Source organism: Microbacterium sp. Gd 4-13 (assembly GCF_003095395.1).
Taxonomy (GTDB): domain Bacteria; phylum Actinomycetota; class Actinomycetes; order Actinomycetales; family Microbacteriaceae; genus Microbacterium.
On record NZ_QEIJ01000007.1, the window covers coordinates 1 to 23,980 of the forward strand.

22 protein-coding genes are annotated in these 23,980 nt (G+C 69.6%); 15 read left to right on the top strand and 7 right to left on the bottom strand.

Annotated elements, in window-relative coordinates:
* On the top strand, positions 1-432 hold a 432-nt coding region (locus DEA06_RS16735; protein WP_133241767.1), incomplete at its 5' end, for an HNH endonuclease signature motif containing protein.
* A 206-nt stretch (positions 433-638) separates the two neighbouring features.
* Here DEA06_RS16735 and lpdA read toward each other — a convergent pair.
* Positions 639-2,036, bottom strand: coding sequence for a dihydrolipoyl dehydrogenase (gene lpdA / locus DEA06_RS12760; RefSeq protein ID WP_116648392.1), 1,398 nt, complete (start codon positions 2,034-2,036; stop codon positions 639-641).
* Positions 2,037-2,045: 9 nt separating this feature from the next.
* Entirely contained in the window at positions 2,046-2,726 is a 681-nt protein-coding gene (locus tag DEA06_RS12765; protein ID WP_240606940.1) for a copper resistance CopC family protein, read from the bottom strand.
* A gap of 82 nt (positions 2,727-2,808) precedes the next feature.
* On the opposite strand from DEA06_RS12765, the gene DEA06_RS12770 reads away from it, so the two are divergent.
* The 3 genes from DEA06_RS12770 (at position 2,809) to DEA06_RS12780 (ending at position 4,652) form a co-directional block, all read left to right on the top strand.
* Positions 2,809-3,309 carry an FHA domain-containing protein gene (locus DEA06_RS12770; protein ID WP_116648394.1) on the top strand — a complete coding sequence of 167 codons (501 nt, stop codon included), beginning with the start codon at positions 2,809-2,811 and terminating at the stop codon, positions 3,307-3,309.
* Entirely contained in the window at positions 3,309-3,998 is a 690-nt protein-coding gene (locus tag DEA06_RS12775; RefSeq protein WP_116648395.1) for a MerR family transcriptional regulator, read from the top strand. The genes DEA06_RS12770 and DEA06_RS12775 overlap by 1 nt, the downstream gene beginning before the upstream one ends.
* Before the next feature lie 108 nt (positions 3,999-4,106).
* Positions 4,107-4,652 (top strand): MerR family transcriptional regulator, encoded by a 546-nt coding sequence (locus tag DEA06_RS12780; RefSeq protein WP_116648396.1) that lies wholly within the window; start codon positions 4,107-4,109, stop codon positions 4,650-4,652.
* A 165-nt stretch (positions 4,653-4,817) separates the two neighbouring features.
* Here DEA06_RS12780 and DEA06_RS12785 read toward each other — a convergent pair whose 3' ends face one another.
* Positions 4,818-5,627 (bottom strand): ParA family protein, encoded by an 810-nt coding sequence (locus tag DEA06_RS12785; protein ID WP_116648397.1) that lies wholly within the window; start codon positions 5,625-5,627, stop codon positions 4,818-4,820.
* Between the two features lie 74 nt (positions 5,628-5,701).
* On the opposite strand from DEA06_RS12785, the gene DEA06_RS12790 reads away from it, so the two are divergent.
* The 3 genes from DEA06_RS12790 to DEA06_RS12800 are packed head-to-tail and all read left to right on the top strand — an operon-like array spanning position 5,702 to position 11,499.
* Positions 5,702-9,109, top strand: coding sequence for a pyruvate carboxylase (locus DEA06_RS12790; RefSeq protein WP_116648398.1), 3,408 nt, complete (start codon positions 5,702-5,704; stop codon positions 9,107-9,109).
* 48 nt (positions 9,110-9,157) lie between these two features.
* Positions 9,158-11,005, top strand: a complete 1,848-nt coding sequence (locus DEA06_RS12795; RefSeq protein ID WP_240606941.1) for a MinD/ParA family protein — start codon at positions 9,158-9,160, stop codon at positions 11,003-11,005.
* Between the two features lie 2 nt (positions 11,006-11,007).
* A complete protein-coding gene (locus DEA06_RS12800; RefSeq protein WP_116648400.1) occupies positions 11,008-11,499 on the top strand; it encodes a peptide deformylase in 492 nt (163 codons plus the stop codon).
* Between the two features lie 91 nt (positions 11,500-11,590).
* On the opposite strand, the gene DEA06_RS12805 is transcribed toward DEA06_RS12800, so the two are convergent.
* Positions 11,591-13,417 (bottom strand): AMP-dependent synthetase/ligase, encoded by a 1,827-nt coding sequence (locus tag DEA06_RS12805; protein ID WP_116648401.1) that lies wholly within the window; start codon positions 13,415-13,417, stop codon positions 11,591-11,593.
* Positions 13,418-13,555: 138 nt separating this feature from the next.
* Here DEA06_RS12805 and DEA06_RS12810 point away from each other — a divergent pair, with 138 nt between their 5' ends.
* The 3 genes from DEA06_RS12810 to DEA06_RS12820 are packed head-to-tail and all read left to right on the top strand — an operon-like array spanning position 13,556 to position 16,554.
* Positions 13,556-14,491, top strand: coding sequence for an ROK family glucokinase (locus DEA06_RS12810; RefSeq protein WP_116648402.1), 936 nt, complete (start codon positions 13,556-13,558; stop codon positions 14,489-14,491).
* Positions 14,492-14,493: 2 nt separating this feature from the next.
* Entirely contained in the window at positions 14,494-15,207 is a 714-nt protein-coding gene (locus DEA06_RS12815; protein WP_116648403.1) for a lysophospholipid acyltransferase family protein, read from the top strand.
* Between the two features lie 9 nt (positions 15,208-15,216).
* Entirely contained in the window at positions 15,217-16,554 is a 1,338-nt protein-coding gene (locus DEA06_RS12820; protein ID WP_116648404.1) for a 3-deoxy-7-phosphoheptulonate synthase class II, read from the top strand.
* Positions 16,555-16,678: 124 nt separating this feature from the next.
* On the opposite strand, the gene pknB is transcribed toward DEA06_RS12820, so the two are convergent.
* Positions 16,679-18,631 (bottom strand): Stk1 family PASTA domain-containing Ser/Thr kinase, encoded by a 1,953-nt coding sequence (pknB, locus tag DEA06_RS12825; RefSeq protein WP_116648405.1) that lies wholly within the window; start codon positions 18,629-18,631, stop codon positions 16,679-16,681.
* Positions 18,632-18,716: 85 nt separating this feature from the next.
* Complete coding sequence (locus DEA06_RS12830) at positions 18,717-19,625, bottom strand: LysM peptidoglycan-binding domain-containing protein (RefSeq protein ID WP_240606942.1); 909 nt, start codon at positions 19,623-19,625, stop codon at positions 18,717-18,719.
* Between the two features lie 142 nt (positions 19,626-19,767).
* On the opposite strand from DEA06_RS12830, the gene DEA06_RS12835 reads away from it, so the two are divergent.
* The gene (locus tag DEA06_RS12835) at positions 19,768-20,109 is read left to right on the top strand and encodes an Rv2175c family DNA-binding protein (RefSeq protein ID WP_116648407.1); all 342 of its coding nucleotides are present in this window, start codon (positions 19,768-19,770) and stop codon (positions 20,107-20,109) included.
* Positions 20,110-20,122: 13 nt separating this feature from the next.
* Here the strand turns inward: DEA06_RS12835 and DEA06_RS12840 are convergent, their stop codons facing one another.
* On the bottom strand, positions 20,123-21,220 hold the full coding sequence (locus DEA06_RS12840) for a polyprenyl synthetase family protein (RefSeq protein WP_116648408.1): 1,098 nt from the start codon (positions 21,218-21,220) through the stop codon (positions 20,123-20,125).
* 63 nt (positions 21,221-21,283) lie between these two features.
* Here DEA06_RS12840 and DEA06_RS12845 point away from each other — a divergent pair, with 63 nt between their 5' ends.
* The 4 genes from DEA06_RS12845 to DEA06_RS12860 all read left to right on the top strand — a co-directional run bounded on the left by DEA06_RS12845 (position 21,284) and on the right by DEA06_RS12860 (position 23,980).
* On the top strand, positions 21,284-21,670 hold the full coding sequence (locus tag DEA06_RS12845; RefSeq protein ID WP_116648409.1) for a DUF3040 domain-containing protein: 387 nt from the start codon (positions 21,284-21,286) through the stop codon (positions 21,668-21,670).
* A 254-nt stretch (positions 21,671-21,924) separates the two neighbouring features.
* The gene (mraZ, locus tag DEA06_RS12850; protein ID WP_116648410.1) at positions 21,925-22,356 is read left to right on the top strand and encodes a division/cell wall cluster transcriptional repressor MraZ; all 432 of its coding nucleotides are present in this window, start codon (positions 21,925-21,927) and stop codon (positions 22,354-22,356) included.
* A 101-nt stretch (positions 22,357-22,457) separates the two neighbouring features.
* Entirely contained in the window at positions 22,458-23,411 is a 954-nt protein-coding gene (gene rsmH, locus DEA06_RS12855; RefSeq protein WP_116648411.1) for a 16S rRNA (cytosine(1402)-N(4))-methyltransferase RsmH, read from the top strand.
* Positions 23,408-23,980 (top strand): hypothetical protein, encoded by a 573-nt coding sequence (locus DEA06_RS12860; protein ID WP_116648412.1) that lies wholly within the window; start codon positions 23,408-23,410, stop codon positions 23,978-23,980. The genes rsmH and DEA06_RS12860 overlap by 4 nt, the downstream gene beginning before the upstream one ends.

Here is a 23,980-nt window from a genome sequence, read left to right on the forward strand (position 1 = left end):
CGGGAACTCTGCGGCGGCGCGGACGGGTGGATGCGGGTGCTCACCCACCCCGAGACGGGGATGGTGCTCTCCGTCGGCCGTGACCAGTACCGCACCCCGGCGGCGTTACGACGGCTCGTGGAATGGCGGGCGGCGACCTGTATGGCCCCCGGATGCGGAACACCCGCCCGCCGGTGTCAGATCGACCACCAACTCGCGTGGGAACACGGCGGCACCACCGAACTAACCAACCTCGGCCCCCTCTGCGTCGGGCACCACACCATCAAGCACCACGGCGGGTGGCGCGTGAGACAGATCCCCGACAGCGGCGGCGCACTCGAATGGAAATCCCCCGGGGGCAGACGATTCATCGTGCGACCGGAACGGAAAGTCCCCGTCTTCCGACCCGCACCCGACGACGACCGCTCACCCCAAGCCACCGCACCCTTCTGACCCGCGCCCTCCTGGCCCGCGCCCTCCTGGCCCGTGCCCTCCCGGCCCGTGCCCCCGCCCGCGCGAGCCAGTGCCCTTCTGAGCCGTGCCCTTCTGAGCCGCGTACCTCACCTCAACGCGGCCCACCTCACCTCGTGCGCGGGCAGAAAACACCGCGACGCCGCCCCCGGCTTCGAATCGGGGCGGCGTCGCGGTTGTGTTCAGTGTCAGATATTGATCATGTGTCCCGCAAGACCGTGGAACGCTTCTTGCACCGCCTCCGACAGGGTCGGGTGGGTGTGGACGTTGCGGGCGGCCTCGAGAGCGGTGAGATCCCACTTCTGCGCAAGCGTGAGCTCGGGGAGGAGCTCCGACACGTCGGGTCCGATGAGGTGGCCTCCGAGCAGCTCGAGGTGCTCGGCGTCGGCGATGAGCTTCACGAACCCGATGGGTTCGCCGAGGCCGTTCGCCTTGCCGTTCGCCGAGAAGGGGAACTTCGCGACCTTCACGTCGTGACCGGCGTCGCGTGCCTGCTGCTCGGTGAGTCCGAAGCTCGCGACCTGCGGCGAGCAGAACGTCGCGCGCGGCATCATGCGGTAGTCGCCCAGCGTCTGGGTCTCAGCCTTTCCGATCGTCTCGGCGGCCACGACGCCCTGCGCCTCGGCCACGTGCGCGAGCTGCAGCTTCGCGGTGACGTCACCGATCGCGTAGATGTGCGGCACGTTGGTGCGCATGTAGTCGTCGATCGCGATCGCGCCGCGCTCGGTGAGCTCGACACCCGTCTTGTCGAGACCGAAGCCCTCGACGCGGGGCGCGAAACCGATCGACATGAGCACGCGGTCGGCGTCGATGGAGCCCTGGGCGCCGTCTTTCCCTGTGTAGGTGACGGTGACCTTGTCGCCGGAGTCGACCACGGTCTCGACCTTGGTAGAGGTGAGGATGTCGACGCCGTACTTCTTGTACTGCTTCTGGATCTCCTTCGAGACCTCGACGTCCTCGTTGGGGAGGGCACGGTCGAGGAACTCGATGATCGTGACCTTGACGCCGTAGTTCGTCAGCACGTAGGCGAACTCCATGCCGATGGCGCCGGCGCCGACGACGACGATCGATTCGGGCAGATCGCGGTTGAGGATCTGCTCCTCGTAGGTGACGACGTTCTCGCTCAGCGTCACACCCGGGAGGAGGCGCACGGTCGACCCGGTCGAGATGATGGCGTTGTCGAAGGTGACCTTCTCGGTCGACCCGTCGGCCTTCGCGACCTCGATGCTGTTCGCGTCGAGGAAGGTACCGCGGCCCTCGTATTCGGTGACCTTGTTCTTCTTCATGAGGTAGTGGATGCCCTTGACGTGGGTATCCGCGACCTTACGGCTGCGGTCCCAGGCCACCCCGAAGTCGAACGAGACATCGCCGGAGATCCCGAACAGATCCGCCTGCGAGTGGAAGGTGTGAGCGAGGTCGGCGTTGCGGATGAGAGCCTTCGAGGGGATGCAGCCCACGTTGAGGCACACACCGCCCCAGTACTTCTCTTCGATGATCGCGGTGGACAGTCCGAGCTGGGCGCTTCGCACTGCCGCGACATACCCGCCGGGGCCCGCGCCGAGGATGACGACGTCGTAATGAGGCATGGTTCCAGCCTAGTCGTCGGTGGTCGGCCGGTCGCCCGTCGAGCCCCCGCCGTTGCGACCCCGGGGGCGCAGCACGAGCAGGTACAGCACGACACCGATCACGGCGAGCACGACGACGACCCCGATGATCCAGGGGAGGGGGTTCGAGGCGGATGCTTCGCTGTCGGGCGCGGTCGTCGTGGTCGGCTCGTCCGTCTCGGGCGGTGTCATCGTCGTCATGGTCGGCTCGGGAGTCTCGGGAGCCGTGGTCTCGGGAGCCGTGGTCTCGGTCGGCGCGGACGTCGGGGGCGCGGGGGCGTCGACCGTGAACGCGAACTCACCCGAGATCGGGTGTCCGTCGCTCGAGACGACGCGCCAGATCACCGAGATCGCACCGGACGCCGTGCCCGTGAGCGCCTGGGTCACGGTGACGCCGTCGACGACCGCCGTGCCCTCGATGAGCGACGTGCCCGCAGCATCCGTCACCTCCACCACGTTCGATGCGCCGTCGCCGAGCAGTTCGGCGCTGAACGACAGGGTGATCTCCGCCGGCAGCGCCGTGAGTACCGCATCGGCGGCCGGGTCGGTCGAAACGAGCTGATCGTGGGCGGAAACGGGCGACGCGGGCCCGAAGACGGCGAACAGGGCGAGGAGGGCCGCGGCCACCGCGAACGGTGCGCGGCGGCGGGTGCGCAGAGGGGAGGAAGTCACCCGTCCAGCGTATCCGGGGTGCTCGCGCGGGTCTGTGGACACTACTGTCATCGGATAAGGTTTGGGGAGCGAAGGAGGACCTGTGGACGAGACCCGTCGACCTGAGCCGGAGGACGTGCGCCGCGGCTCCGACGAGCGCGCTTCCGAGCGACTCCCGCACGACATGACGCAGACTTTCGGACACGATTCCGACCTGTCGTTCATCCCCTTCGGCGCCGACCTCAGCGAGGCCGAGCTCGAGGCGATCGGGGCGCTGCCGTCGCGCGCCGCTCTGCTGATCGTCCGCTCCGGTCCGACGGCGGGGGCGCGCTACCTGCTCGACACCGATGTCACGACCGTCGGACGCCACCCCGAGGCCGACATCTTCTTCGACGACGTCACCGTCTCGCGTCGGCACTCGGAAATCACCCGAGAGGGCACCCGATTCGACATCGTCGATCAGCGCTCGCTCAACGGCACGTACGTGAACGGCGAACGCGTCGACCGCGCAGCGCTGGTGAACGGCGCCGAGGTGCGCATCGGCAAATTCCGTCTCAACTTCTTCGTCTCGCCCGCCGACCTGCAGCAGGCGGCCGACGCCTGATGCCCGCCGCATCCGCCCGTGGCAGGTCCACGGCGACCGCGGGCCTTCTCAGCATCGGCCAGGTGCTCGCGCGTCTGACTCCCGACTTCCCGGCGCTCACCTCGAGCAAGCTGCGTTTCCTCGAGGTGCAGGGCATCATCACCCCGACGCGCACCGATTCGGGCTACCGCAAGTTCTCGGCCGCCGACCTGGAGCGGTTGCGCCTCGCTCTCACCCTGCAGCGTGATCACTACCTGCCGCTGTCGGTGATCCGCGAGTATCTCGCCGACGTCGATGCCGGTCGCGAGCCCGCCTCGCCGTCATCGGTGCCCTCGATCGTTCCTGCGCCGCGTCGATACCGCCGCGACGAACTGCTCTCCGCGGCCGGAGCCGCCCCTCAGCTGCTCAACGACGCGATCTCGACCGGTGTCATCGTGGGTGCAGACTCGTACACCGAGCAGACGGTCACGCTGTTGAGGGCGCTCGTCGCGCTCGACCGCCACGGCATCGAGCCTCGTCACATGCGGTCGCTGCGCCAGAGCGCAGAGCGCGAGGCCACGCTGATCGAATCGGCCCTGTCCGCGCTCCTGCGCCGCCCCGACACGGCGTCCCGGGCGCGCGCGAACGAGCTCGCGCCCGAGCTCGCCAAGCGCCTCGACGAGGTGCGTGCGATCTTCGTCCGCGGGGCGATCGATCGTCTGTTGTCGTGATGTTCTCGTGACCTTTGCGACACGCCGGGGCCCGGGGAGCGGATGTCATTGCCGGAGGGTCGGGGCTGTTCTAGCGTGGGGAGAGATCACATGAGGAGGCACGACGGCATGAACGCTGGCGACGCTGTCGGAGAACCTGGTTTCTCGGCGGAACTCCTCTTCACCGACGGTCTTCCCGGTCTCGACGACGAGGTGGGATACCGCGGAGCGGTGGCCGCTCGCGCCGCCGGCATCACGTACCGTCAGCTCGACTACTGGGCGCGCACCGAACTCGTCGAACCCACCGTCCGCGGTGCGAGCGGCTCGGGTTCGCAGCGGCTCTATGGTTTCCGCGACATCCTTGTCCTGAAGCTCGTCAAGCGCCTTCTCGACACCGGCATCTCGCTCCAGCAGATCCGCACGGCCGTCGAGCAGCTCCGGGCGTCGGGCATCCGCGATCTCGCGGGCACCACGCTCATGAGCGACGGGGCCTCCGTCTACCTGTGCACCTCCAACGACGAGGTCATCGACCTCGTCAGCCGCGGACAGGGTGTCTTCGGCATCGCGGTCGGCAAGGTGCTGCGCGAGGTCGAGACGACGCTCATCGACTTCGATGCCACCGTGATCGATCCCGTCGACGAGCTCGCCGCTCGCCGCACCAAGCGCACCGCGTAGACCCCCCGCCGGCACGTCGGGGGTCGGCACGTCCGCCTCTTCTTGCGCGCCGTCCAGGCCGTCGTCGATGCCAGCGGTCGCTGGGCGCGTCGAGCGGAGCGGGGGTGCCCGTCGAGACGTCACCGTCGAGTGCTGCTGCTGCCGACCGGGCGGCCGTGACGCCCGTCAGGCGCGGGCGTCGCCCGGTACCGGGATGCGGCCGGTGCGCATGATGCGGTCGAGCAGCGCGTCGAAGTCGGCCGCGAGCTCCTGCGCCGAATCGCCCGGCCAGACGTGCAATGGCTTCGCCGCGCCCTGAGCCTGCTGCAGCGACGTGCGCTCGGGCAGCTGGGGGTTCAGCACGAGGGGGCCGAACATGTCACGCAATTCCTTGATGCGGAACTGGTGCTCGATCGATTGGGGGCGTACGCGGTTGACGACGACACCGAGCGGCTGGAGACGGGGGGAGAGGCCTCGACGGATCTCTTCGATCGCGCGCAGCGCGCGGTCGGCGGCCGCGACGGAGAAGAGCCCGGGCTCGGTGACCACGATCACGCGGTCGGAGGCCGCCCACGCGGTGCGCGTGAGGGCGTTGAGCGACGGCGCGCAGTCGATGAGGACGAGGTCGTAGTCGGCCTCGATCGTCGCGAGTGCCTCCTCGAGCTTCCACACGTCGCGCACGCTCGGGTGCGGTCCGTCGAAGTTGATCGCCGAGGGACTGCCGATGAGAACGTCGATCGTTCCCGGGTGGACCTTCGCCCACCCCGACGAGGTGATCGCCTGACGAACGACCTTCTCTCGCGGATTGGCGAGGACGTCGGCGACATTGAGGCGCCCCGCGACCTGGATGTCCATGCCGGTGGAGACATCCGATTGGGGATCGAGATCCACGACGAGGGTGCGGACACCACGCGCGAACGCTGCTGAGGCGAGCCCGAGCGTCACGGTGGTCTTGCCGACCCCACCTTTGAGCGAGCTGACCGAGAGAACGTGCACGATCCCCTACGTTACCGTCCCCTAGGCTGTGAGCACACTTTGCCCCCTTAGGTCGTCTGCTCAGTGAGGTGCGAATGTTCCGGAAGATCCTCGTCGCCAACCGTGGGGAGATCGCGATCCGCGCGTTCCGTGCGGCGTATGAAGTCGGCGCCCGCACCGTCGCGGTGTTCCCCTACGAAGACCGCAGTTCCCTCCACCGGCTGAAGGCCGACGAGGCCTACCTGATCGGCGAGCGGGGTCACCCCGTGCGTGCGTACCTCGACGTCGCGGAGATCATCCGCGTCGCGAAGGAGTCGGGTGCCGACGCGATCTACCCGGGTTACGGCTTCCTCTCCGAGAACCCCGACCTCGCCGAGCAGGCCGCCGCGAACGGCATCGCCTTCATCGGCCCGCCTGCCGCGGTGCTCGAGATGGCGGGCAACAAGGTCACCGCGAAGCACCACGCCATCTCGGCGGGTGTTCCCGTTCTGCGATCCACCGAAGCATCCGACGACATCGACGCTCTCGTCGCCCACGCGGACGACATCGGATTCCCGCTGTTCGCGAAGGCGGTCGCCGGAGGCGGCGGGCGAGGAATGCGCCGCGTGGCGGATGCGGCGGAGCTCGCACCGGCGCTGGCGGAGGCCATGCGCGAGGCGCAGAGCGCCTTCGGCGACGCGAGGATGTTCCTCGAGCAGGCCGTGCAGCGGCCTCGCCACATCGAGGTGCAGATCCTCGCCGATCAGGCGGGCGAGACCGTGCACCTGTTCGAGCGCGACTGCTCGGTGCAGCGGCGTCACCAGAAGGTCATCGAGATCGCTCCCGCCCCGAATCTCGACGAGGGCATCCGCGACGATCTGCACCGGTACGCCGTGGCGTTCGCCCGGTCGATCGGCTACCAGAACGCCGGCACGGTCGAGTTCCTTCTCGAGACCGCCGGCCCCCGCACCGGCGACGTCGTCTTCATCGAGATGAACCCGCGCATCCAGGTCGAGCACACCGTGACCGAAGAGGTCACCGACGTCGACCTCGTGCAGTCGCAGATGCGGATCGCCGCAGGCCAGACCCTCGTCGACCTCGGCCTCACACAGGGCGACATCCGCCTGCGCGGCGCCGCCCTCCAGTGCCGCATCACGACGGAGGACCCCACGCAGGGGTTCCGCCCCGACACCGGCAAGATCACGACGTACCGCTCGCCCGGCGGCGCCGGCATCCGCCTCGACGGCGGCACGACGGCGGCCGGATCACAGGTCAGTCCCCACTTCGACTCGATGCTGGCGAAGCTGACGTGCCGCGGGCGCGACTTCGGCGCCGCCGTCGCGCGCGCGCGTCGTGCTCTCGCGGAGTTCCGCATCCGCGGTGTCTCCACGAACATCCCCTTCCTCCAGGCCGTGCTCGACGACCCGGCCTTCGTCGCCGGCGACGTGAGCACGTCCTTCATCGACGAGCGCCCCGGACTGCTGCGCGGCCGCGAGTCGAAAGACCGCGGTACGAAGATGCTGAACTGGCTCGTCGACGCCACGGTCAACCGGCCGAACGGGCAGAACCCGCTGTCGGTCGAGCCCCGCTCCAAGCTCCCCGCCCTCGACCTGCTGGCCCCGGCCCCCGCCGGGTCGCGCCAGCGACTGCACGAGCTCGGCCCCGCGGGATTCGCGCGGGCCCTGCGCGAACAGACCGCCCTCGCCGTCACCGACACCACGTTCCGTGACGCCCACCAGTCACTCCTCGCGACACGGGTGCGCACGAAAGACCTCGTCACCGTCGCGCCCTACGTGGCGCGAATGACCCCCGAGCTGCTCTCGGTCGAGGCGTGGGGCGGCGCGACCTACGACGTGGCACTGCGTTTCCTCGGCGAAGACCCGTGGGAACGCCTCGACGCCCTGCGCACGGCACTGCCGAACGTCGCCCTGCAGATGCTGCTGCGCGGACGCAATACCGTCGGCTACACGCCATACCCGTCCGAGGTCACCGACGCGTTCGTGGCCGAGGCCGCAGCATCCGGCGTCGACATCTTCCGCATCTTCGACGCCCTCAACGACATCTCGCAGATGCGCCCCGCCATCGACGCGGTGCTCGCGACGGGCGCGGCCGTCGCCGAGGTCGCCGTGTGCTACACCGGCGACCTGCTCGACCCCGCCGAGTCGCTCTACACGCTCGACTACTACCTCGGCCTCGCGGAGCAGATCGTCGACGCGGGCGCCCATGTGCTGGCGATCAAGGACATGGCGGGGCTTCTGCGACCTGCCGCGGCCTCGCGTCTGGTCACCGCGCTGCGCGAGCGCTTCGACCTTCCGGTGCACGTGCACACGCACGACACGGCCGGCGGACAGCTCGCAACTCTCCTGGCGGCGTCCGCGGCCGGGGCGGATGCTGTCGACGCGGCCGCCGCGCCCCTGTCGGGCACCACGAGCCAGCCGTCGCTGTCGGCCCTCGTGGCAGCGATGGCCCACACCGAGCGCGACACGGGGTTGAGCCTGGAGGCCGTCTCCGACCTCGAGCCGTACTGGGAGGCCGTGCGGCACCTGTACGGGCCGTTCGAGTCGGGCCTTCCCGGCCCCACCGGTCGCGTGTACCGCCATGAGATCCCGGGCGGTCAGCTGTCCAACCTCCGCCAGCAGGCGATCGCGCTCGGCCTGGCCGACGACTTCGAGCTGATCGAGGACATGTACGCGGCCGCGAACGCGATCCTGGGCCGCGTGCCGAAGGTGACACCGTCGTCGAAGGTGGTGGGCGATCTCGCACTGCACCTCGCGGCGGTGCGGGCCGACCCCGCCGACTTCGAGGTGAATCCCGGGAAGTACGACGTGCCCGACTCGGTCGTGGGCTTCATGGCCGGCGAACTCGGCGATCTGCCGGGAGGCTGGCCCGAGCCGTTCCGCACGAAGGTGCTCGCCGGGCGCGACGTGAAGATCGGCGTCACCCCGTTGACGCCCGAGCAGTCCGCAGCTCTGGAGGGCGCGTCCGCCGAGCGGCGCGTGGCGTTGAACACGCTGCTCTTCCCCGGCCCGACGAAGATCTTCCGCGAGATGCGCGACGCCTACGGCGACCTGAGCGTGCTGGACACCCCCGACTACCTCTACGGTCTCGTCCCCGGGGCGGAGCACGTCGTCGAGATCGAGAAGGGCGTTCAGCTCTTCGTCGGACTCGAAGCCATCGGCGAAGCCGACGACAAGGGCATGCGCACGGTCATGACGACCCTCAACGGGCAACTGCGTCCGGTGTTCGTGCGCGACCGTTCGATCGAGGTCGATGTGCGGCAGGCCGAGAAAGCCGACACGACTCGACCGGGCCAGGTCGCGGCTCCCTTCTCGGGCGTCGTGACACTGAAATCCGCGGAGGGCGACAGGGTCGAGGCGGGTCAGGCGGTCGCGTCGATCGAGGCCATGAAGATGGAGGCGGCGATCACCGCACCGGTCGCGGGAGTGGTCGAACGCCTCGCCGTGGGGTCGCCTCAGCAGGTCGACGCCGGAGACCTTTTGGTCGTGATCCGTCCCGCGCAGTAACCTGAGGGGATGGGCGCTCGCGCCCGATCCCCGTTTGGAGTACCCGCAGTGACGCTCGATCGACACGACGAGAACCCGCCCGAAGACGCCGAACACGGCGTCCTCTCCGACGCCGGCAGTCTCGACTCCGCCGGAATCGGCCTTCTCGGAACCCCCACGGCGCAGTTGCGCGTCGTCCTCCCCGTCGGTTCCGGCGACGACGATCTCGACGACGACGACGTCATCGGCGACGAGATCCGGATCGACGAGATCCCCACCGACGAGATCGTCGTGGAGGAGTTGCCGGCAGCCGAGACCGTCGACGACGAAGAGATCGCTGACGCCGAGGACATCGCTGACGCAGAGGACATCCACGACGCCGAGGTCATCGACGCCGAGGTCATCGACGACGAGCACGGTACTCCCGAGACATCCGGCGCCTCCGACGTCGCCGACGCCGAGAACGGATCCGAGGTGCCCGAGTCGGAGACAACGGAGCCCGAGGTGACGGTCGAGTCCGATGGGGCCGATGTCGAGCTCGACGGCGACTCCGACACGGCGGACCGCGCCGACATCGTCGCCGAGACGGATGCGCCGGAAGCGGATGCCGCCGCTGCGCCCGTCGAGCCGGAGCCCGAAACCGAGGTCGTCGATCTCGCGGACGACGCCGAGGAGGGCGCGGATTCGCCGGCCGAAGCGGACGAGCCCGCCGCTACGCCTGGGCCCGCGGCCGCTACGCCTGCCCCTGCTGCCGCTGCGCCTGCGACGGCGGACACGCCCGTCGCCGCCGTCGCGGTTTCCGCCGCGCCGCTCGCGCCGCGCACCGGGAGCGTGCCGACGACCCGCCGCGAGGCGAACAACACCGGCGCCCACCAGCGCATCGACCGCGACCACGCGTCGGAGCGCATCGTCACGCGCGACCCCGAGGTGACGATGGCCTCGAAGCGACTGGGCGAGTTCGACGGCAGTCGTGAGAGCTCCGACCTTCTGACGCCCGATCGTCTGCTCGACCCGTCGCAGCTCTCCCGCCCCGAGCCCGAGGGCCTGTGGCAGCAGCTCGTCTACTCGATCTCGGGCCACCGCATCAACCTGGGCGACGGGCCGAAAGCTCGCGCTCGCAAAGAGCTGGATCGTCTGATCTCCGCGCCGCTGTCGGGTGGGGCGCGTTTCGTCCCCGTGCTCTCGCGCAAGGGGGGAGTCGGCAAGACGACCATCACGGCGCTCCTGGGGATGGCCCTCGCCGACGCCCGCGACGACCGTGTCATCGCCGTCGACGCGAACCCCGACCGCGGGACCCTCGCCGACCGCATCTCGCGCACCAGTTCGCGCACGGTGCGAGACCTCGTGCGCGGCCGAGCCGACGTCACCGGCTACGCCGACATCTCGGCCCTCGTCGCCCGCGACGAGACGCGGCTCGACGTGCTGTCGTCTGATGCCGATCCGCGGGTCTCCGAGGCGTTCAACGACCGCGACTACCGTGATGTCGCGGAGCTGGCCGCCCACTACTACTCCCTCGTGCTGACCGACACGGGTACGGGCATCGTGCACTCCGTCATGGGAGCGACCCTCGACCTGTCCGACCAGCTCGTGATCGTCGCCGGTCTCAGCGTCGACGAGGCGCGCCTGGCGTCGGAGACGCTGACCTGGCTCGAGACGAACGGCTACGCGCGTCAGGCGCGCGAGGCGGTCGTCGTGCTCAACAACGCCCGCCCCGGTGCGCCGCTGGTGCGCGAGAGCGAGCTCGAGGGGCACTTCCGCACCCGCGTGCGTTCGGTGGTGCGCGTTCCCTACGACACCGCCATCGGCACGGGCAGCGCCATCGTGTTCCGCGACCTGCAGCCCGCGACCCGCAAGGCCGCGCGTGAGCTCGCAGCCGCCGTCATCGGCGGTCTCCGCGCCGCCCCCGAGGCCGCCTGACCATGGCCATCCGCACGATCCGCCTCTTCGGCGACCCCGTTCTCCGCGCCCCGAGCGTGCCCATCGACGAGATCGACGACGGCATACGCGCCCTCGTCGGCGACCTGGTCGAGGGGGTGGCCCTACCGAACCGCGCGGGCCTCGCCGCCCCGCAGATCGGCGTCGGCCTCCGCGCGTTCAGCTACAACGTCGACGGCGAGATCGGCTATATCCTCAACCCGGTGCTCGTCGAGACGCGCGGCGAGCCCGAGCTCGTGGGCGAGGGATGCCTGTCGATTCCGAACGTCTGGCACGAAGCGCTCCGCCACCCCTACGCCCGGGTCGTCGGCATGGACGTCAACGGCGACGAGCTCGTCCTGGAGGGCGAGGGGCTCATGGCCCAGGCGCTCCAGCACGAGACCGATCACCTCGAGGGGATGCTCTTCATCTCGCGTCTCCCGCCCGAGACGCGCCGTCAGGCGATGCGCGAGATCCGCGAATCCGACTGGTTCTGACGCGCGCGCAGCACGAGACATCGTTCCCGGCTAAAACCCCCCGTCTGGCGGTGGGTCTCGGCCGGAAACGATGTCTCAGCGGAGGCTGCGCTCAGGCCAGCGAGATGTTCGTGGTGTTGACGGGCGTGGCGTAGAGGTCCTCGATCTCGTCGGCGAAGTCCTCGACGATAACGTTGCGCTTGATGCTCATCTTGGGCGTGAGGTGCCCGCTCGCCTCGGTCCACTCGATGGGCAGGATCCTGAACTTGCGGATCGACTCGGCGCGCGACACGTGCGCGTTGGCCGCGTCGATCGCCCGCTGCACCTCGGCGTGGACGGCTTCGTGCTTCGCCGCATCCGTCAGCGCGATGTCGGCGGGCAGCCCGTTGTTGCCGAGCCAGGTGGGCAGCATCTCGGGGTCGAGGGTGATGAGGGCCGAGATGAACGGCTTCTGATCGCCGACGACGACGACCTGGCCCACGATCGGGTTGGCGCGGATGGGGTCTTCGAGCACGGCCGGGGCGACGTTCTTGCCGCCGGCGGTGACGATGATCTCCTTCTTGCGGCCCGTGATCGTGAGGAATCCGTCGTTGTCGAAGGCGCCGATGTCGCCGGTGCGGAACCAGTCGCCGTCGAACGCCTCGGCGGTCGCCTGCGGGTTGCGCCAGTACTCCTTGAACACGTTGATGCCGCGCACCTGGATCTCGCCCTCGTCGGTGAGACGCACGCCGACGCCCGGCAGCACGGGGCCGACGGTGCCGATCTTCGAGCGGGTGGCGAGGTTCACCGTCGCGGGAGCGGTGGTCTCGGTCAGGCCGTAGCCCTCGAGGATGACGACGCCCAGGCTGTGGAAGAAGTGCCCGAGGCGCGGACCGAGCGGGGCCGACCCGCTGACGGCGTAGACGACGCGGCCGCCCATGGCCTCGCGCAGCTTGCTGTAGACGAGCTTGTCGAAGAGGGCGAATTTCACTTTCAGCCCGAGCCGGATGCGCTTTCCGTCCTGCAGCAGCTGCGAGTGCTGGACGGCGGCCGCGGCGGCGGCGCGGAAGATCTTGCCCTTGCCTCCGGCTTCGGCCTTCTGCTCGGCGGAGTTGTAGACCTTCTCGAAGACGCGGGGGACGGCGAGGAGGTAGGTCGGCTTGAACGATCCGAGCGCGGGAAGGAGCTGCTTGGTATCGGGCTGGTGACCGGTCTTCACGCCGGCGTGCACGTTGAGGATCGAGATGAAGCGCGCGAACACGTGTGCGGTGGTGATGAACAGGAGCGTCGATGCTCCGGGGACGTCGACGACCTCTCGCAGCGCCTTGCCCGAGTTGCGCGACAGCTCGACGAAGTTGCTGTGGGTGAGCACGCAGCCCTTCGGACGGCCGGTCGAGCCCGACGTGTAGATGAGGGTCGCGATGTCGCTGCCGATCGCGAGGTTGCGGCGTCGCTCGATCTCGTCGTCCTCGACGCTCGCTCCCTGCGAGACGAGGCGGTCGAGGTCACCGCCGTGCATGGACCACACGTTGCGCAGGAGCGGGAGCTCGCCGCGAACCTCTTCCAGGCGGGCCGAGTGGTCGGGCGACTCGACGATGATCGCGATCGCGCCGGAGTCCGACAGGATCCACTGGATCTGCGCCGGCGAGCTCGTTTCATAGACGGGCACCATGACCGCCCCGGCGAAGAAGAGCGCGAAATCGACGAGGGTCCAGTCGTAGGTCGTGCGTGCGAGGAAGGCGACCTTGTCGCCGGGCTGGATGCCGACCGCCGCGAACCCCTTCGCCAGCGACACGACCTGGCGGTGGAACTCCTTGGCCGAGATGTCGCGCCACCCGGTGCCGTCGGGCACAGCGAACAGGGCACGGTCGGGGCTGGCCGCCACACGGTCGACGAGCAGATCGCTCACGTTCGCTTGCGGGTCTGCGGGGACGACGGGGGGTGCGTCGAACTGGATCACGGCAACTCCTTTGGTACCGGGCGGGTTTCGCTGGACGCTTCGAGTCTATCCGGAGGGTCTCGGGCATCATCCGGGGCCGCGCGCCTTGGCTAGACTTCACACGCCGTCGCGAGGGCGTCGGCCGGAAGGGACAACGAGGTGCTGAACGTCGGAATCGATATCGGCGGGACGAAGATCGCCGGAGGCGTCGTGGACGCCGAAGGCCGGATCGTCGAGAAACTCCGCGTCGACACCCCGATCGACGGCGAGGCTCTGCTGGATGCCGTCGTCGACATGGCCTCCCACTTCCGCCGCTCTCACCGCGTCGCCGGCATCGGCGTCGCCGCGGCGGGTTTCATCGACCGCGCGCGCCGCACCGTGATCTACGCGCCCAACATCGACTGGCGCAACGAGCCGCTGCGCGCCCGCCTCGAGGCCCGCCTGGAAGCGCCCGTCACGATCGAGAACGACGCCAATGCCGCCGGATGGGGCGAGTTCCGCTTCGGGGCCGGGCGGGGCGTCTCCGACATGGTCATGCTCACGATGGGCACGGGCGTCGGGGGAGCGATCGTGGCCGAGGGCAGCCTGTACCGGGGCGGCAACGGCATCGCCGCCGAACTCGGGCACATGAGATTCATCCGCGGCGGTCACCCGTGCGGGTGCGGGCAGAGCGGATGCCTGGAGCAGTACGCGTCGGGCAGGGCGCTGCAGCGCGAGGCACTCGAGATCGCCGACGATCCCGCGATCGGAGCCGGCCTCGCCGCCCTCCGCGACGAGCAGGGAACGATCGAGGGTCCGTCGATCTCGCGTTTGGTGCTCGCGGGCGACCCCGGTGCCGTTGAAGCGCTTCGCCGCGTGGCGACGGCGCTCGGCGAGGCCTGCGGCGGTTTCCAGGCGGTGCTGGATCCTGAGCTGTTCGTGATCGGCGGGGGAGTGGCCCAGCTCGGCGACGACCTGCTCGAGCCGGTGCGGCTGGCCTACGAGACGTCTCTGCCGGGATTCGGCGACCGGCCCGTGGCCGACTTCGTGATCGCTCGACTCGGCAACGACGCGGGTCTCATCGGCGTGGCCGACCTCGCCGGACGGGATCGCTGACGATGTTCTACTGGCTCATGAAGTACATCGTCATCGGACCCGTTCTGAAAGCGATCTTCCGGCCCTGGATCGTCGGACGCCGCAACATCCCCGCCGAAGGCGCCGCCATCCTGGCGAGCAACCATCTCTCCTTCGCCGACTCGATCTTCCTCCCGCTCATGATCGACCGGCCGATGGCGTTCCTCGCCAAGAGCGACTACTTCACCGGCAAGGGCATCAAGGGCTGGGCGACCCGCATCTTCTTCAAGGCCACCGGTCAGATCCCCATCGACCGGTCGGGCGGCAAGGCGTCGGAGGCGTCGCTCAACACCGGGCTGGCCGTCCTCGGACGCGACGATCTGCTGGGCATCTATCCCGAGGGCACCCGCAGCCCCGACGGGAAGCTCTACCGCGGCCGGACGGGTCTTGCCCGCATGGCGCTGGAGGCGCGCGTGCCCGTCGTGCCCGTCGTCATGGTCGACACCGACACGATCCAGCCGATCGGACAGCGCATCCCGCGCATCGGACGCGTGGGGATCGTCATCGGCGAGCCGCTGGACTTCTCCCGCTTCGCCGGCATGGAGGGCGACCGCTACATCCTGCGCTCGGTGACGGACGAGATCATGGTCGCTCTCCAACGACTGGGCGAGCAGGAATACGAGGACGTGTACGCCTCGACGGTGAAGGACAGACTCGCCGCCGCCCAGGCCGCAGCGACCCCCCTCTCGGCTCGCTAGACTTCAGGGATGCTCCCTCAGCTCGACGCACTCGATCACTGGCGTTCTCTGCCGATCAAGCAGCAGCCGCAGTGGTATGACGCCGACGCCGCCGCCGCAGCATCCGAAGAACTCGCCATCCTCCCTCCCCTCGTCTTCGCGGGCGAGGTCGACCAGCTCCGCGAGCGTCTCGCGCGCGCGGCGTCGGGCAAGGCGTTCCTCCTGCAGGGCGGCGACTGCGCCGAGACCTTCGCCGGCGCGACCGCCGAGCAGATCCGCAACCGCATCAAGACGGTGCTGCAGATGGCCGTGGTGCTCACCTACGGCGCCTCGATGCCGGTCGTGAAGATGGGGCGCATGGCGGGTCAGTTCGCCAAGCCCCGCTCCAGCGACACCGAGACGCGCGGCGACGTCACGCTGCCCGCCTACCGCGGCGACATCGTCAACGGGTACGACTTCACCGAGGCGTCGCGCCGGGCCGACCCCGCGCGACTGCTGAAGGGCTACCACACGGCCGCGTCGACGATCAATTTGATCCGCGCGTTCACCCAGGGCGGCTTCGCCGACCTCCGTGAGGTGCACAGCTGGAACCAGGGTTTCGCGAAGAATCCCGCCAACCAGCAGTACGAGCGCCTCGCGGGCGAGATCGACCGCGCCATCAAGTTCATGGAGGCGGCGGGCGCCGACTTCGACGAGCTCAAGCGCGTCGAGTTCTACACGGGCCACGAGGGTCTGCTGATGGATTACGAACGCCCGATGACGCGCATCGACTCGCGCACCGGAACGCCGTACAACACGTCGGCGCACTTCGTGTGGATCGGTGAGCGCACGCGAGACCTCGACGGCGCGCACATCGACTACTTCTCCAAGATCCGCAACCCCATCGGGGTGAAGCTCGGTCCGTCGACGACGCCCGAGACGGCACTCGCGCTGATCGACAAGCTCGACCCCGAGCGCGAGCCCGGACGCCTGACGTTCATCACGCGCATGGGGGCCGGCAAGATCCGCGACGCCCTGCCGCCGCTCCTGGAGGCCGTCCGCGACTCCGGCGCGACGCCGCTGTGGGTCACCGACCCGATGCACGGCAACGGCATCACCACGCCCACCGGCTACAAGACGCGTCGCTTCGACGACGTCGTCGACGAGGTGCGGGGCTTCTTCGAGGCGCACCGCGCCGCGGGCACGTTCCCGGGCGGCATCCACGTCGAGCTCACCGGCGACGACGTCACGGAGTGCCTCGGTGGTTCGGAGCACATCGACGAGGCGACTCTCGCGACGCGCTACGAGAGCCTCTGCGATCCGCGCCTGAACCACATGCAGAGCCTCGAGCTCGCGTTCCTCGTGGCTGAGGAGCTCGCGAAGATCTGACGCACATGCCGAGGTAGGACACGGCACGGAGGTAGGACGATACCGCGAGGGTCGTCCTACCTCCGTCGCATTTCCTGCACCGGGAACGGCGAACGGATGCTGCGCACCCGGCGTGCGCCGCCGGTCAGAGCGAGGCGGCGATCCGGATCGACACCTCGGTGCCCTTGACCCGCTGCGCTTCGGCGGCGGGCGTCTGCGACTCGACCTTCGTGAACGGGTCGGGGAAGGCGTCCCAGCGGGTGTCGTACTCGAGCGTGAAGCCCGCATTGGTGAGCGCAGCCTTCGCCTGATCGCGGGTCATGCCGACGACGTTCGGGATTGGGAAGAGCGGCGGCCCCTTCGACACGATGAGCGTGACGGTCTCGCCCGGGCGCCAGTTGCCGCCGTCGGTGCGCCCGGCCATGTCGATGACGCGGCCCTCGTTGACCGAGGTGCTGAAGTCTTCGCGTGTGTCGCCGGAGACGACGAGACCGGCCTGCGTCAGTGTCGACGTCGCGTCTCCGATGCTGAGGCCGCGGACGTTGGGGACGGGGCCCTTCGAGACGAGGAGCGACACGGTGTCGCCCTCGAGAGCGGCGCATCCGTCGGTGCACGGCACGGCCTCCCCGCCCGCGCGCGGAATGAGCGTGGCGCCGAGCACCGTGCCCGCGTCGGCGTCGGTGAATTCTTCCGCCCGGTCGCCGACGGCGAGGTTCAGGGCGGTGATGATCCCGCTCGCCTCGTCGGCGGTGCGTCCGTTCAGCGACTCGACCTGTTGCGGCCTCGGCCCCAGCGAGACCTGCACCGACACCGTCGACTCCTTGTCGACCCGCACGCCCGGCAGGGGGTCACTGCCGACAACGACTCCCGCGGGGATGTCGAGGTCGTAGACGTCTTGCTGCACGGCGACGAGCGATTGGGCGGCGATCGCCGCCTCGGCATCGGCGAACGAGCCGCCCTCGACGAACGGCACGGCCACCATCGAGCCCGGTCCGGATCCGAACCACCACCCCGTGCCGGCGGCGAGGCCGGCGAGCAGGATCACGAGGGTGAACAGCCAGGCGCCGCGCGCGGTCCGTCGTCGCGTCTTGCCGCGCAGGCGCGCCGCGTTGTCGATCTCGTCGACCGTGGCGGTGGGCCCGGTCGGCGTGGCGGCGTTCGCCGGCAGCACCTTCGTGTATCCGCCGGAGTCGAAGGCCTCGTCGTCGACGGCCGTCCCCACCGCGACGGCTCGGGCGACCTGCGGGGCGACCCCGAGCTCGCGCTCGATGTCGCGCAGCCGCTGCAGCATGACCGAGGCATCGGTCGGACGGTCGTCGGGCACCTTCTCGGTCGACCACAGCACGAGCTCGTCGAGCTGCTCGGGAACGCTGGGGTTCTTCGCGCTCGGGCGGGGGACCGAGTCGGTCGCGTGCTGGAACGCGATCTGCATGGGCTGCTCGCCCTTGTAGGGCTGCTCACCGACGAGCATCTCGTAGAGAAGGATGCCGAGGGAGTAGATGTCGCTGCGCGCATCGGCGGTGCCGCGGGTGACGAGCTCGGGTGCGAGGTAGGCGATGGTCCCCATGAGCATGGCGCCGCTGGCAGTGTTCGCGGTGGTCGCACGCGCGAGTCCGAAGTCGCCGATCTTGATGCGGCCGTCTTCGGCGAGCAGCACGTTCTCGGGCTTCACATCGCGGTGCACGATTCCGGCCCGGTGGGCAGCAGCAAGACCCGAGAGCACGGCGTCCATGATCGTGATGGTCTGCGGAACCGTCAGGCGCTTCTGCTCGCGCATGAGCTCGCGCAGCGTGATGCCGGGCAGGTATTCCATGACGAGGTAGGCCATCTCGCCGTCCTGGCCCTGGTCGAAGACGTTGACCACGTGCGGGTCTGCCAGCCGCGCGGCCGAGCGCGCCTCTTGGATGAACCGGCTCTGGAACACGGTGTCGTCGCTCAGATGGCCGTGCATCACCTTCAGCGCGACCCTGCGCTCGAGGCGCATGTCGGTGGCCACGTACACGGTAGCCATACCGCCGCGCGCGATGCGCGCGCGAACCCGGTATCGGCCGTCGACGAGACGGCCGATCAGCGGGTCGGTCTGCTGACTCGTGCTCACGCTCAGAGTCTACGGAGCGGCTCCTGTGAGCCGGGGGAGCGGCTCACCTCCGTTATCCACCTGTGCCCGAAGCGGATGCTGCGCATCACCGCAGCGCGGCGAGCCACAGGGCGGCGGGTGCCTCCCACTGCGCGTACCGCTCGGGGTAGGCCGAGATCTGCACGGCTTGCGCCGCGTCGGCGTAGCTCATGGCCTCCCACCCGGGGATGTCGAGCAGCCCTCGCGTGCGCGTGCCGTTCGGATCGGAGGAGCCGCCGTAGAAGACCCGCACCGAGCGCGTCGGGTCGCTGATCTCGGCGGCCGACCCCCAGCCCATGCTCGGTCGCTGCTGGAACAGGCCCAGCGAGTCGCGGTCGCCCCAGTCGAGATTGCGCAACCACGACTCCTGCATCGCCGTACCCAGTGCGATGGCGATCCCGCGCTCGGGCACGCCGAGCTCACGACCCACCCGCACGATGACCTGTGCGTTGGTGACCTGCTCGGCATCGAGTCCGTCGATGACCGGTGCCGCCGTTACCGCGGACACCGTTGCCGCGGTCACGGCGATGACCTGCCCGGGGTAGATGATCGACGAGCGGTCCAGCCCGTTCGCGGCGAGGACCGCATCGATGGTGGTGCCGTGCGTGCGGGCGATCCCGCTGATCGTGTCGCCCGCGCGGATCGTGTAGCCCGTCGCTGCGGGTGGCGCGGGAGCAGCGGCCTCGGGGGTCGGCGCGGGGGCGGGCGCAGCATCCGTGGAGCCCAGCTGGATCTTCTGACCGGGACGGATGATCGACGACCAGCCGAGCCCGTTGGTGCGAAGCAGGTCGGCCGTGGACAGGCCGTGGCGTGCGGCGATGCCGCTGACGGTGTCGCCGGGGGCGACGGTGTAGTCGGCGGCGTGGGCCGCCTCGGGCGCGCTCGCGAGGGCGAGGGCCCCGACGAGGGCGGCGGGCAAGCCCGCGAGGGCGCTCTTCGATCCACGAAGGGCAGGGGGAGCGACAGGTCGACGCATGGGGGGGACATCCGTTCTTCCGACTCCGGGTACCGTGTCACGGATGTGTACGTGTGTCAACGGAAGTGGCGCATGGGGCTGATGTGAAAGCCGGGGCCCACGTGCGGCGGAGGACTCCGCGTACGGATGAGATAGTGGCATCGTGAGCGGTGCGACCTACGAAACGACCTGGCTGTCCCTTCCCGAGCTGGTGGAGGCGACGGGCGAGACGCTCAGCCGCGTCCGGAGAATGCTCGACGAGCGTCAGCTCGTCGGCACGCGACGAGACGGCAAGCTGCTCGTCCCCTCGGTGTTCCTCGTCGACGGCGAGCCGCTCGGATCGCTGCGCGGCACGCTGATCGTGCTGCACGACCGCGGGTTCACCGACGACGAGGCGATCGAGTGGTTGCTCTCCCCGGAGGAGTCCATCGGCGTCTCGCCGATCGAGTCCCTGCTCGCCGGGCGCAAGAGCGAAGTGCGTCGCGTCGCGCAGTCGCTCGGCTGATCCCGGCGGCGGTTCAGGCAGACCGGGTCGTGGCCGCGCGAGCGAGATCGCGCAGCTCGCCCACCGCGGCGTTGCCGAGGCGTGCACCCGAGAGTGCGCGGTCGGCGGTGCGCGCGTAGTCGGCGATCAGTTCTTCGACGCGATCGAGCGCCCCGGTCTCGACGATCGTCTGCTGCAGCGAGGCGATCTGCCCGTCGTCCAGGGTCGGATCGCCGATGAGTTCGTCGAACACCCGGCGCGAACCCGCGGACAGGCCTTCGCGGGCGTAGGCCACGAGCACGGTGCGCTTGCCCTCGCGCAGGTCGTCTCCCGACGGCTTGCCGGTCACGGCCGCGTCGCCGAAGACGCCGAGCACGTCGTCGCGCAGCTGGAACGCCATTCCCACCGGGTGGCCGAACGCCGAGAGCGCGTCGTGCTGCGCTTCGTCTGCTTCGCCCAGGGCGGCGCCGATGAGCAGGGGCTGCTGGATGCTGTACCGCGCCGACTTGAACGATGCCACCCGCAGCGCGCGTTCCGCGTGGTGCTCATCGGGTTGGCGGACGAACGCCGATTCCTCCGCGATGTCGAGGAACTGCCCGATGGTGACGTCGCGGCGCATGCGCGCGTATTCGGCGCGGGCCGATGCCGCGGCCGCGGGGGGCCGCGTGGCGAGTCCTTCCTCGAGCAGGTCGTCGCTCCACGCCACGAGCAGGTCGCCGAGCAGGATCGCACCGGAGCGGCCGAAGGCGGCGGCGTCGCCGTGCCAGCCCGATTCGCGGTGCACGGATTCGAGGGCACGATGGGTCGCGGGGCGTCCGCGACGGGTGTCGGAGTTGTCGATGATGTCGTCGTGCACCAGGGCGGCGGCGTGGAAGATCTCCAGCGACGCGGCGGCGGCGATGATGCCGTCGGGGGCGGATGCGGCGGGGCGCCCGCCTGCCTCGACGACGGCCCGCCAGCCGGTCAGGCAGAAACGGGCGCGGAGGCGCTTGCCGCCGCGGAGCGCATCGGCGGCGACGTCGACGAAACGGCCCGCCTCGTCGCCCATCTCGTCGGAAGAGCGGGTCTGCGAACCCACGAAGTTGTCGAGTCGCTGGGAAACAGCCTCGATGGGATCCGGGGAGGGCAGCACGGGCCTAGCCTAGTGATCAGCGGCACGCGTACAATCGATGCCACGAGGACAAGAGGGGGATGCATGCCACTGTCAGAGCAGGAGCAGCGTCTGCTGGACGAGATGGAACGCCATCTCATGCGAAACGACGCCGATGTCGTCACGGCCCCGGGCCGTGCCCTCAGCTATCGGAACATCGTCTACGGCACGATCCTCGTGCTCGTCGGGATCGGCGCCCTCATCGCGGGCGTCGCGATCAACGTGCAGGCCGCGAGCATCGCGGTGGGTGTGATCGGCTTCGCCGTCATGCTCGGGGGAGTCATCCTCGCCCTGACGCCGCTTCGCGGATCGGCCCCGTCCCCGACCTCTCCGACGGCCGCCCCGTCGGCCGGCGCCTCGAAATCCCGCGCCGGCTCGTCGTTCATGGACCGGATGAACGACCGCTGGGATCGCCGTAACGATCCCTCCTAATCCACCCTGAGAAACCCCGACTCTGCGGAGTCGGGGTTTTTCTTTGCCCGGATCTTCCTCCACGATCCTCCCCGCACCTCCCTCTGCGAACCCCCGCCCCGGAACGGCGGGGGTTTTCCGCGTTCCGGGGTGCGCAGCATCCGCGTACCACATGGCCGAACTTCCCCGGAATATCGCCGGACATGATGGTCAAGTGGAGGAGAGTGGAGTAAAGTGGGGAACACTTCGCAGGCCGGACGAAGGGGGGAGAGCGGATGCTGCTCGGCACGCACACCCCCAAGCTCGACGACAAAGGGCGCGTCATCCTTCCGGCGAAGTTCCGCGACGACCTGAGCGGCGGCGTGGTGGTGACGCGTGGGCAGGAGCGCTGCCTCTACGTGTTCAGCGAGGCGGAGTTCGAGCGGGTGCACGAGCGCATCCGCGAGGCGCCGCTCAGCAACAAGCAGGCTCGCGACTTCCTGCGCATGTTCCTCTCGGGGGCCAGCGCCGAGAAGCCCGACAGCCAGAACCGGATCACGGTGCCGCCGGCACTGCGCACCTACGCCGGGCTCGAGCGCGAGCTCGTCGTGACCGGAGTCGGCGCCCACGCCGAGATCTGGAACGCCGACGCGTGGAACGCCTACGCCGAAGCGAACGAAGACACGTATTCCGAGATGGGGCAGGAGGTGATCCCGGGCTTGTTCTGATCCTCGGCCGTGATTCCCAGCCGCTCGCCCTGACGCACTTCCCCCGCGCCAGGTCGATGCGGAGGGGGATCAGGGTCCGGGACCACGAAGCCCTTCTTCCCATGGAAGCTCGCGATCTCCACACCCCCGTCCTCCTCGACCGCTGCGTCGAGCTCCTCGCCCCCGCCCTCGAGCGCGACGGAGCCGTCTTCGTCGATGCGACCCTCGGCATGGGAGGGCACTCCGAGGCGTTCCTCGAGCGCTTCCCCGGCGTCCGGCTCATCGGCCTCGACCGCGACACCGACGCCCTGCGCATCGCCGGTGACCGCCTCGCGCCCTTCGGCGACCGGGTGACACTCGTGCACACGGTCTACGACGGCATCGCCGAGGCGATCGCGTCGGCGGGCGCCGACCGCGTGGACGGGATCCTCTTCGACCTCGGCGTCTCGTCGCTGCAGCTCGACCTGGCCGACCGCGGTTTCGCCTACGCGCAGGACGCCCCGCTCGATATGCGGATGGATCAGAGCGGGGGAGTGACGGCGGCCGAGATCCTCGCAACCTACGGCGAAGGCGCGCTCCGACGCATCTTCGAGCGCTACGGCGAGGAGAAGCTCGCCGCGCGCTACGCCCGGGCGATCATCGCGGCGCGTCAGCAGGAGCCCATCCTTCGGTCGGGGCGCCTCGTCTCGATCCTCCACGACGCGACCCCCGCGGCCGTCCAGCGCGCGGGGCACCCCGCCAAGCGCGTCTTCCAGGCGCTGCGCATCGAGGTCAACCAGGAGCTCTCCGTGCTCGAGCGGGCGATGCCCGCCGCGCTCGACGCGCTTGCGGTGGGCGGGCGCATCGTCGTCATGGCCTATCAGTCGCTCGAAGACCGGCTGGTCAAGCACGTGCTGGCGGATGCTGCAGCCTCGACCGCCCCGCGCGGACTCCCCGTCGAGCTCCCCGAGCACACCCCCCGTTTCCGCCTGCTGGTCAAAGGCGCGGAGATCGCGAGCGACGAAGAACGCGCACGAAATCCCCGAGCCACACCGGTGCGTCTGCGCGCCGCCGAACGATTGAAGGAGGCCGCATGAGCGATCTCGCCTACGAGCTCTTCCCGGCCTCACCGCGCCGCGTCGAGAATCCCGAACGACGTCTCCGCCCGCTCGAAGCGCCGAAGCGTCGTCGTCGGCCCAAGCTCGCGTACGGCATCATCGCCGTCGCCGGCGCCGTGGCGATCGCGCTGGCGCAGATGACGTTCTCGATCCTCACCACTCAGGGCACGTTCGAGGTCGCCGCGCTCAACCAGCAGCAGCGCGACCTGAACTACGAGAAGCAGATGCTCTACGACGAGGTCGCCGGCCTCGGCTCGCCCCAATACCTCGCCGCGAACGCGTCGGCGCTGGGCATGGTGGTCGCCGACACGCCTTCCTACCTCCGACTCAGCGACGGCGCGCTGATCGGGGCGGGCCAGCCCGCGTCGGGCACCTCCTCCGTCGACGCGATCGGCCGCGGGGCGGTGCAGAACGCCCTCATCGCCGACACCCCGCTCGTCACGGCGCCCGACGCCACGATCCAGGGAGCGCCCATGGCCGAATCGACGGGCGATTCCGCGACACCCCCGCCCATCGCCGACGGTCTGCCGACTCCGGCGACACGCTAG

What these genes read in the sequence shown, in the direction of transcription:
- DEA06_RS12790 (WP_116648398.1), top strand. Translation starts at nt 5,702, where the DNA reads ATGTTCCGGAAGATCCTCGTCGCCAACCGTGGGGAGATCGCGATCCGC.
- DEA06_RS12830 (WP_240606942.1), bottom strand. Translation starts at nt 19,625, where the DNA reads ATGCGTCGACCTGTCGCTCCCCCTGCCCTTCGTGGATCGAAGAGCGCC.
- DEA06_RS12845 (WP_116648409.1), top strand. Translation starts at nt 21,284, where the DNA reads ATGCCACTGTCAGAGCAGGAGCAGCGTCTGCTGGACGAGATGGAACGC.
- DEA06_RS12820 (WP_116648404.1), top strand. Translation starts at nt 15,217, where the DNA reads ATGCTCCCTCAGCTCGACGCACTCGATCACTGGCGTTCTCTGCCGATC.
- rsmH (WP_116648411.1), top strand. Translation starts at nt 22,458, where the DNA reads ATGGAAGCTCGCGATCTCCACACCCCCGTCCTCCTCGACCGCTGCGTC.
- mraZ (WP_116648410.1), top strand. Translation starts at nt 21,925, where the DNA reads ATGCTGCTCGGCACGCACACCCCCAAGCTCGACGACAAAGGGCGCGTC.
- DEA06_RS12815 (WP_116648403.1), top strand. Translation starts at nt 14,494, where the DNA reads ATGTTCTACTGGCTCATGAAGTACATCGTCATCGGACCCGTTCTGAAA.
- lpdA (WP_116648392.1), bottom strand. Translation starts at nt 2,036, where the DNA reads ATGCCTCATTACGACGTCGTCATCCTCGGCGCGGGCCCCGGCGGGTAT.
- DEA06_RS12780 (WP_116648396.1), top strand. Translation starts at nt 4,107, where the DNA reads ATGAACGCTGGCGACGCTGTCGGAGAACCTGGTTTCTCGGCGGAACTC.
- DEA06_RS12775 (WP_116648395.1), top strand. Translation starts at nt 3,309, where the DNA reads ATGCCCGCCGCATCCGCCCGTGGCAGGTCCACGGCGACCGCGGGCCTT.
- DEA06_RS12800 (WP_116648400.1), top strand. Translation starts at nt 11,008, where the DNA reads ATGGCCATCCGCACGATCCGCCTCTTCGGCGACCCCGTTCTCCGCGCC.
- DEA06_RS12860 (WP_116648412.1), top strand. Translation starts at nt 23,408, where the DNA reads ATGAGCGATCTCGCCTACGAGCTCTTCCCGGCCTCACCGCGCCGCGTC.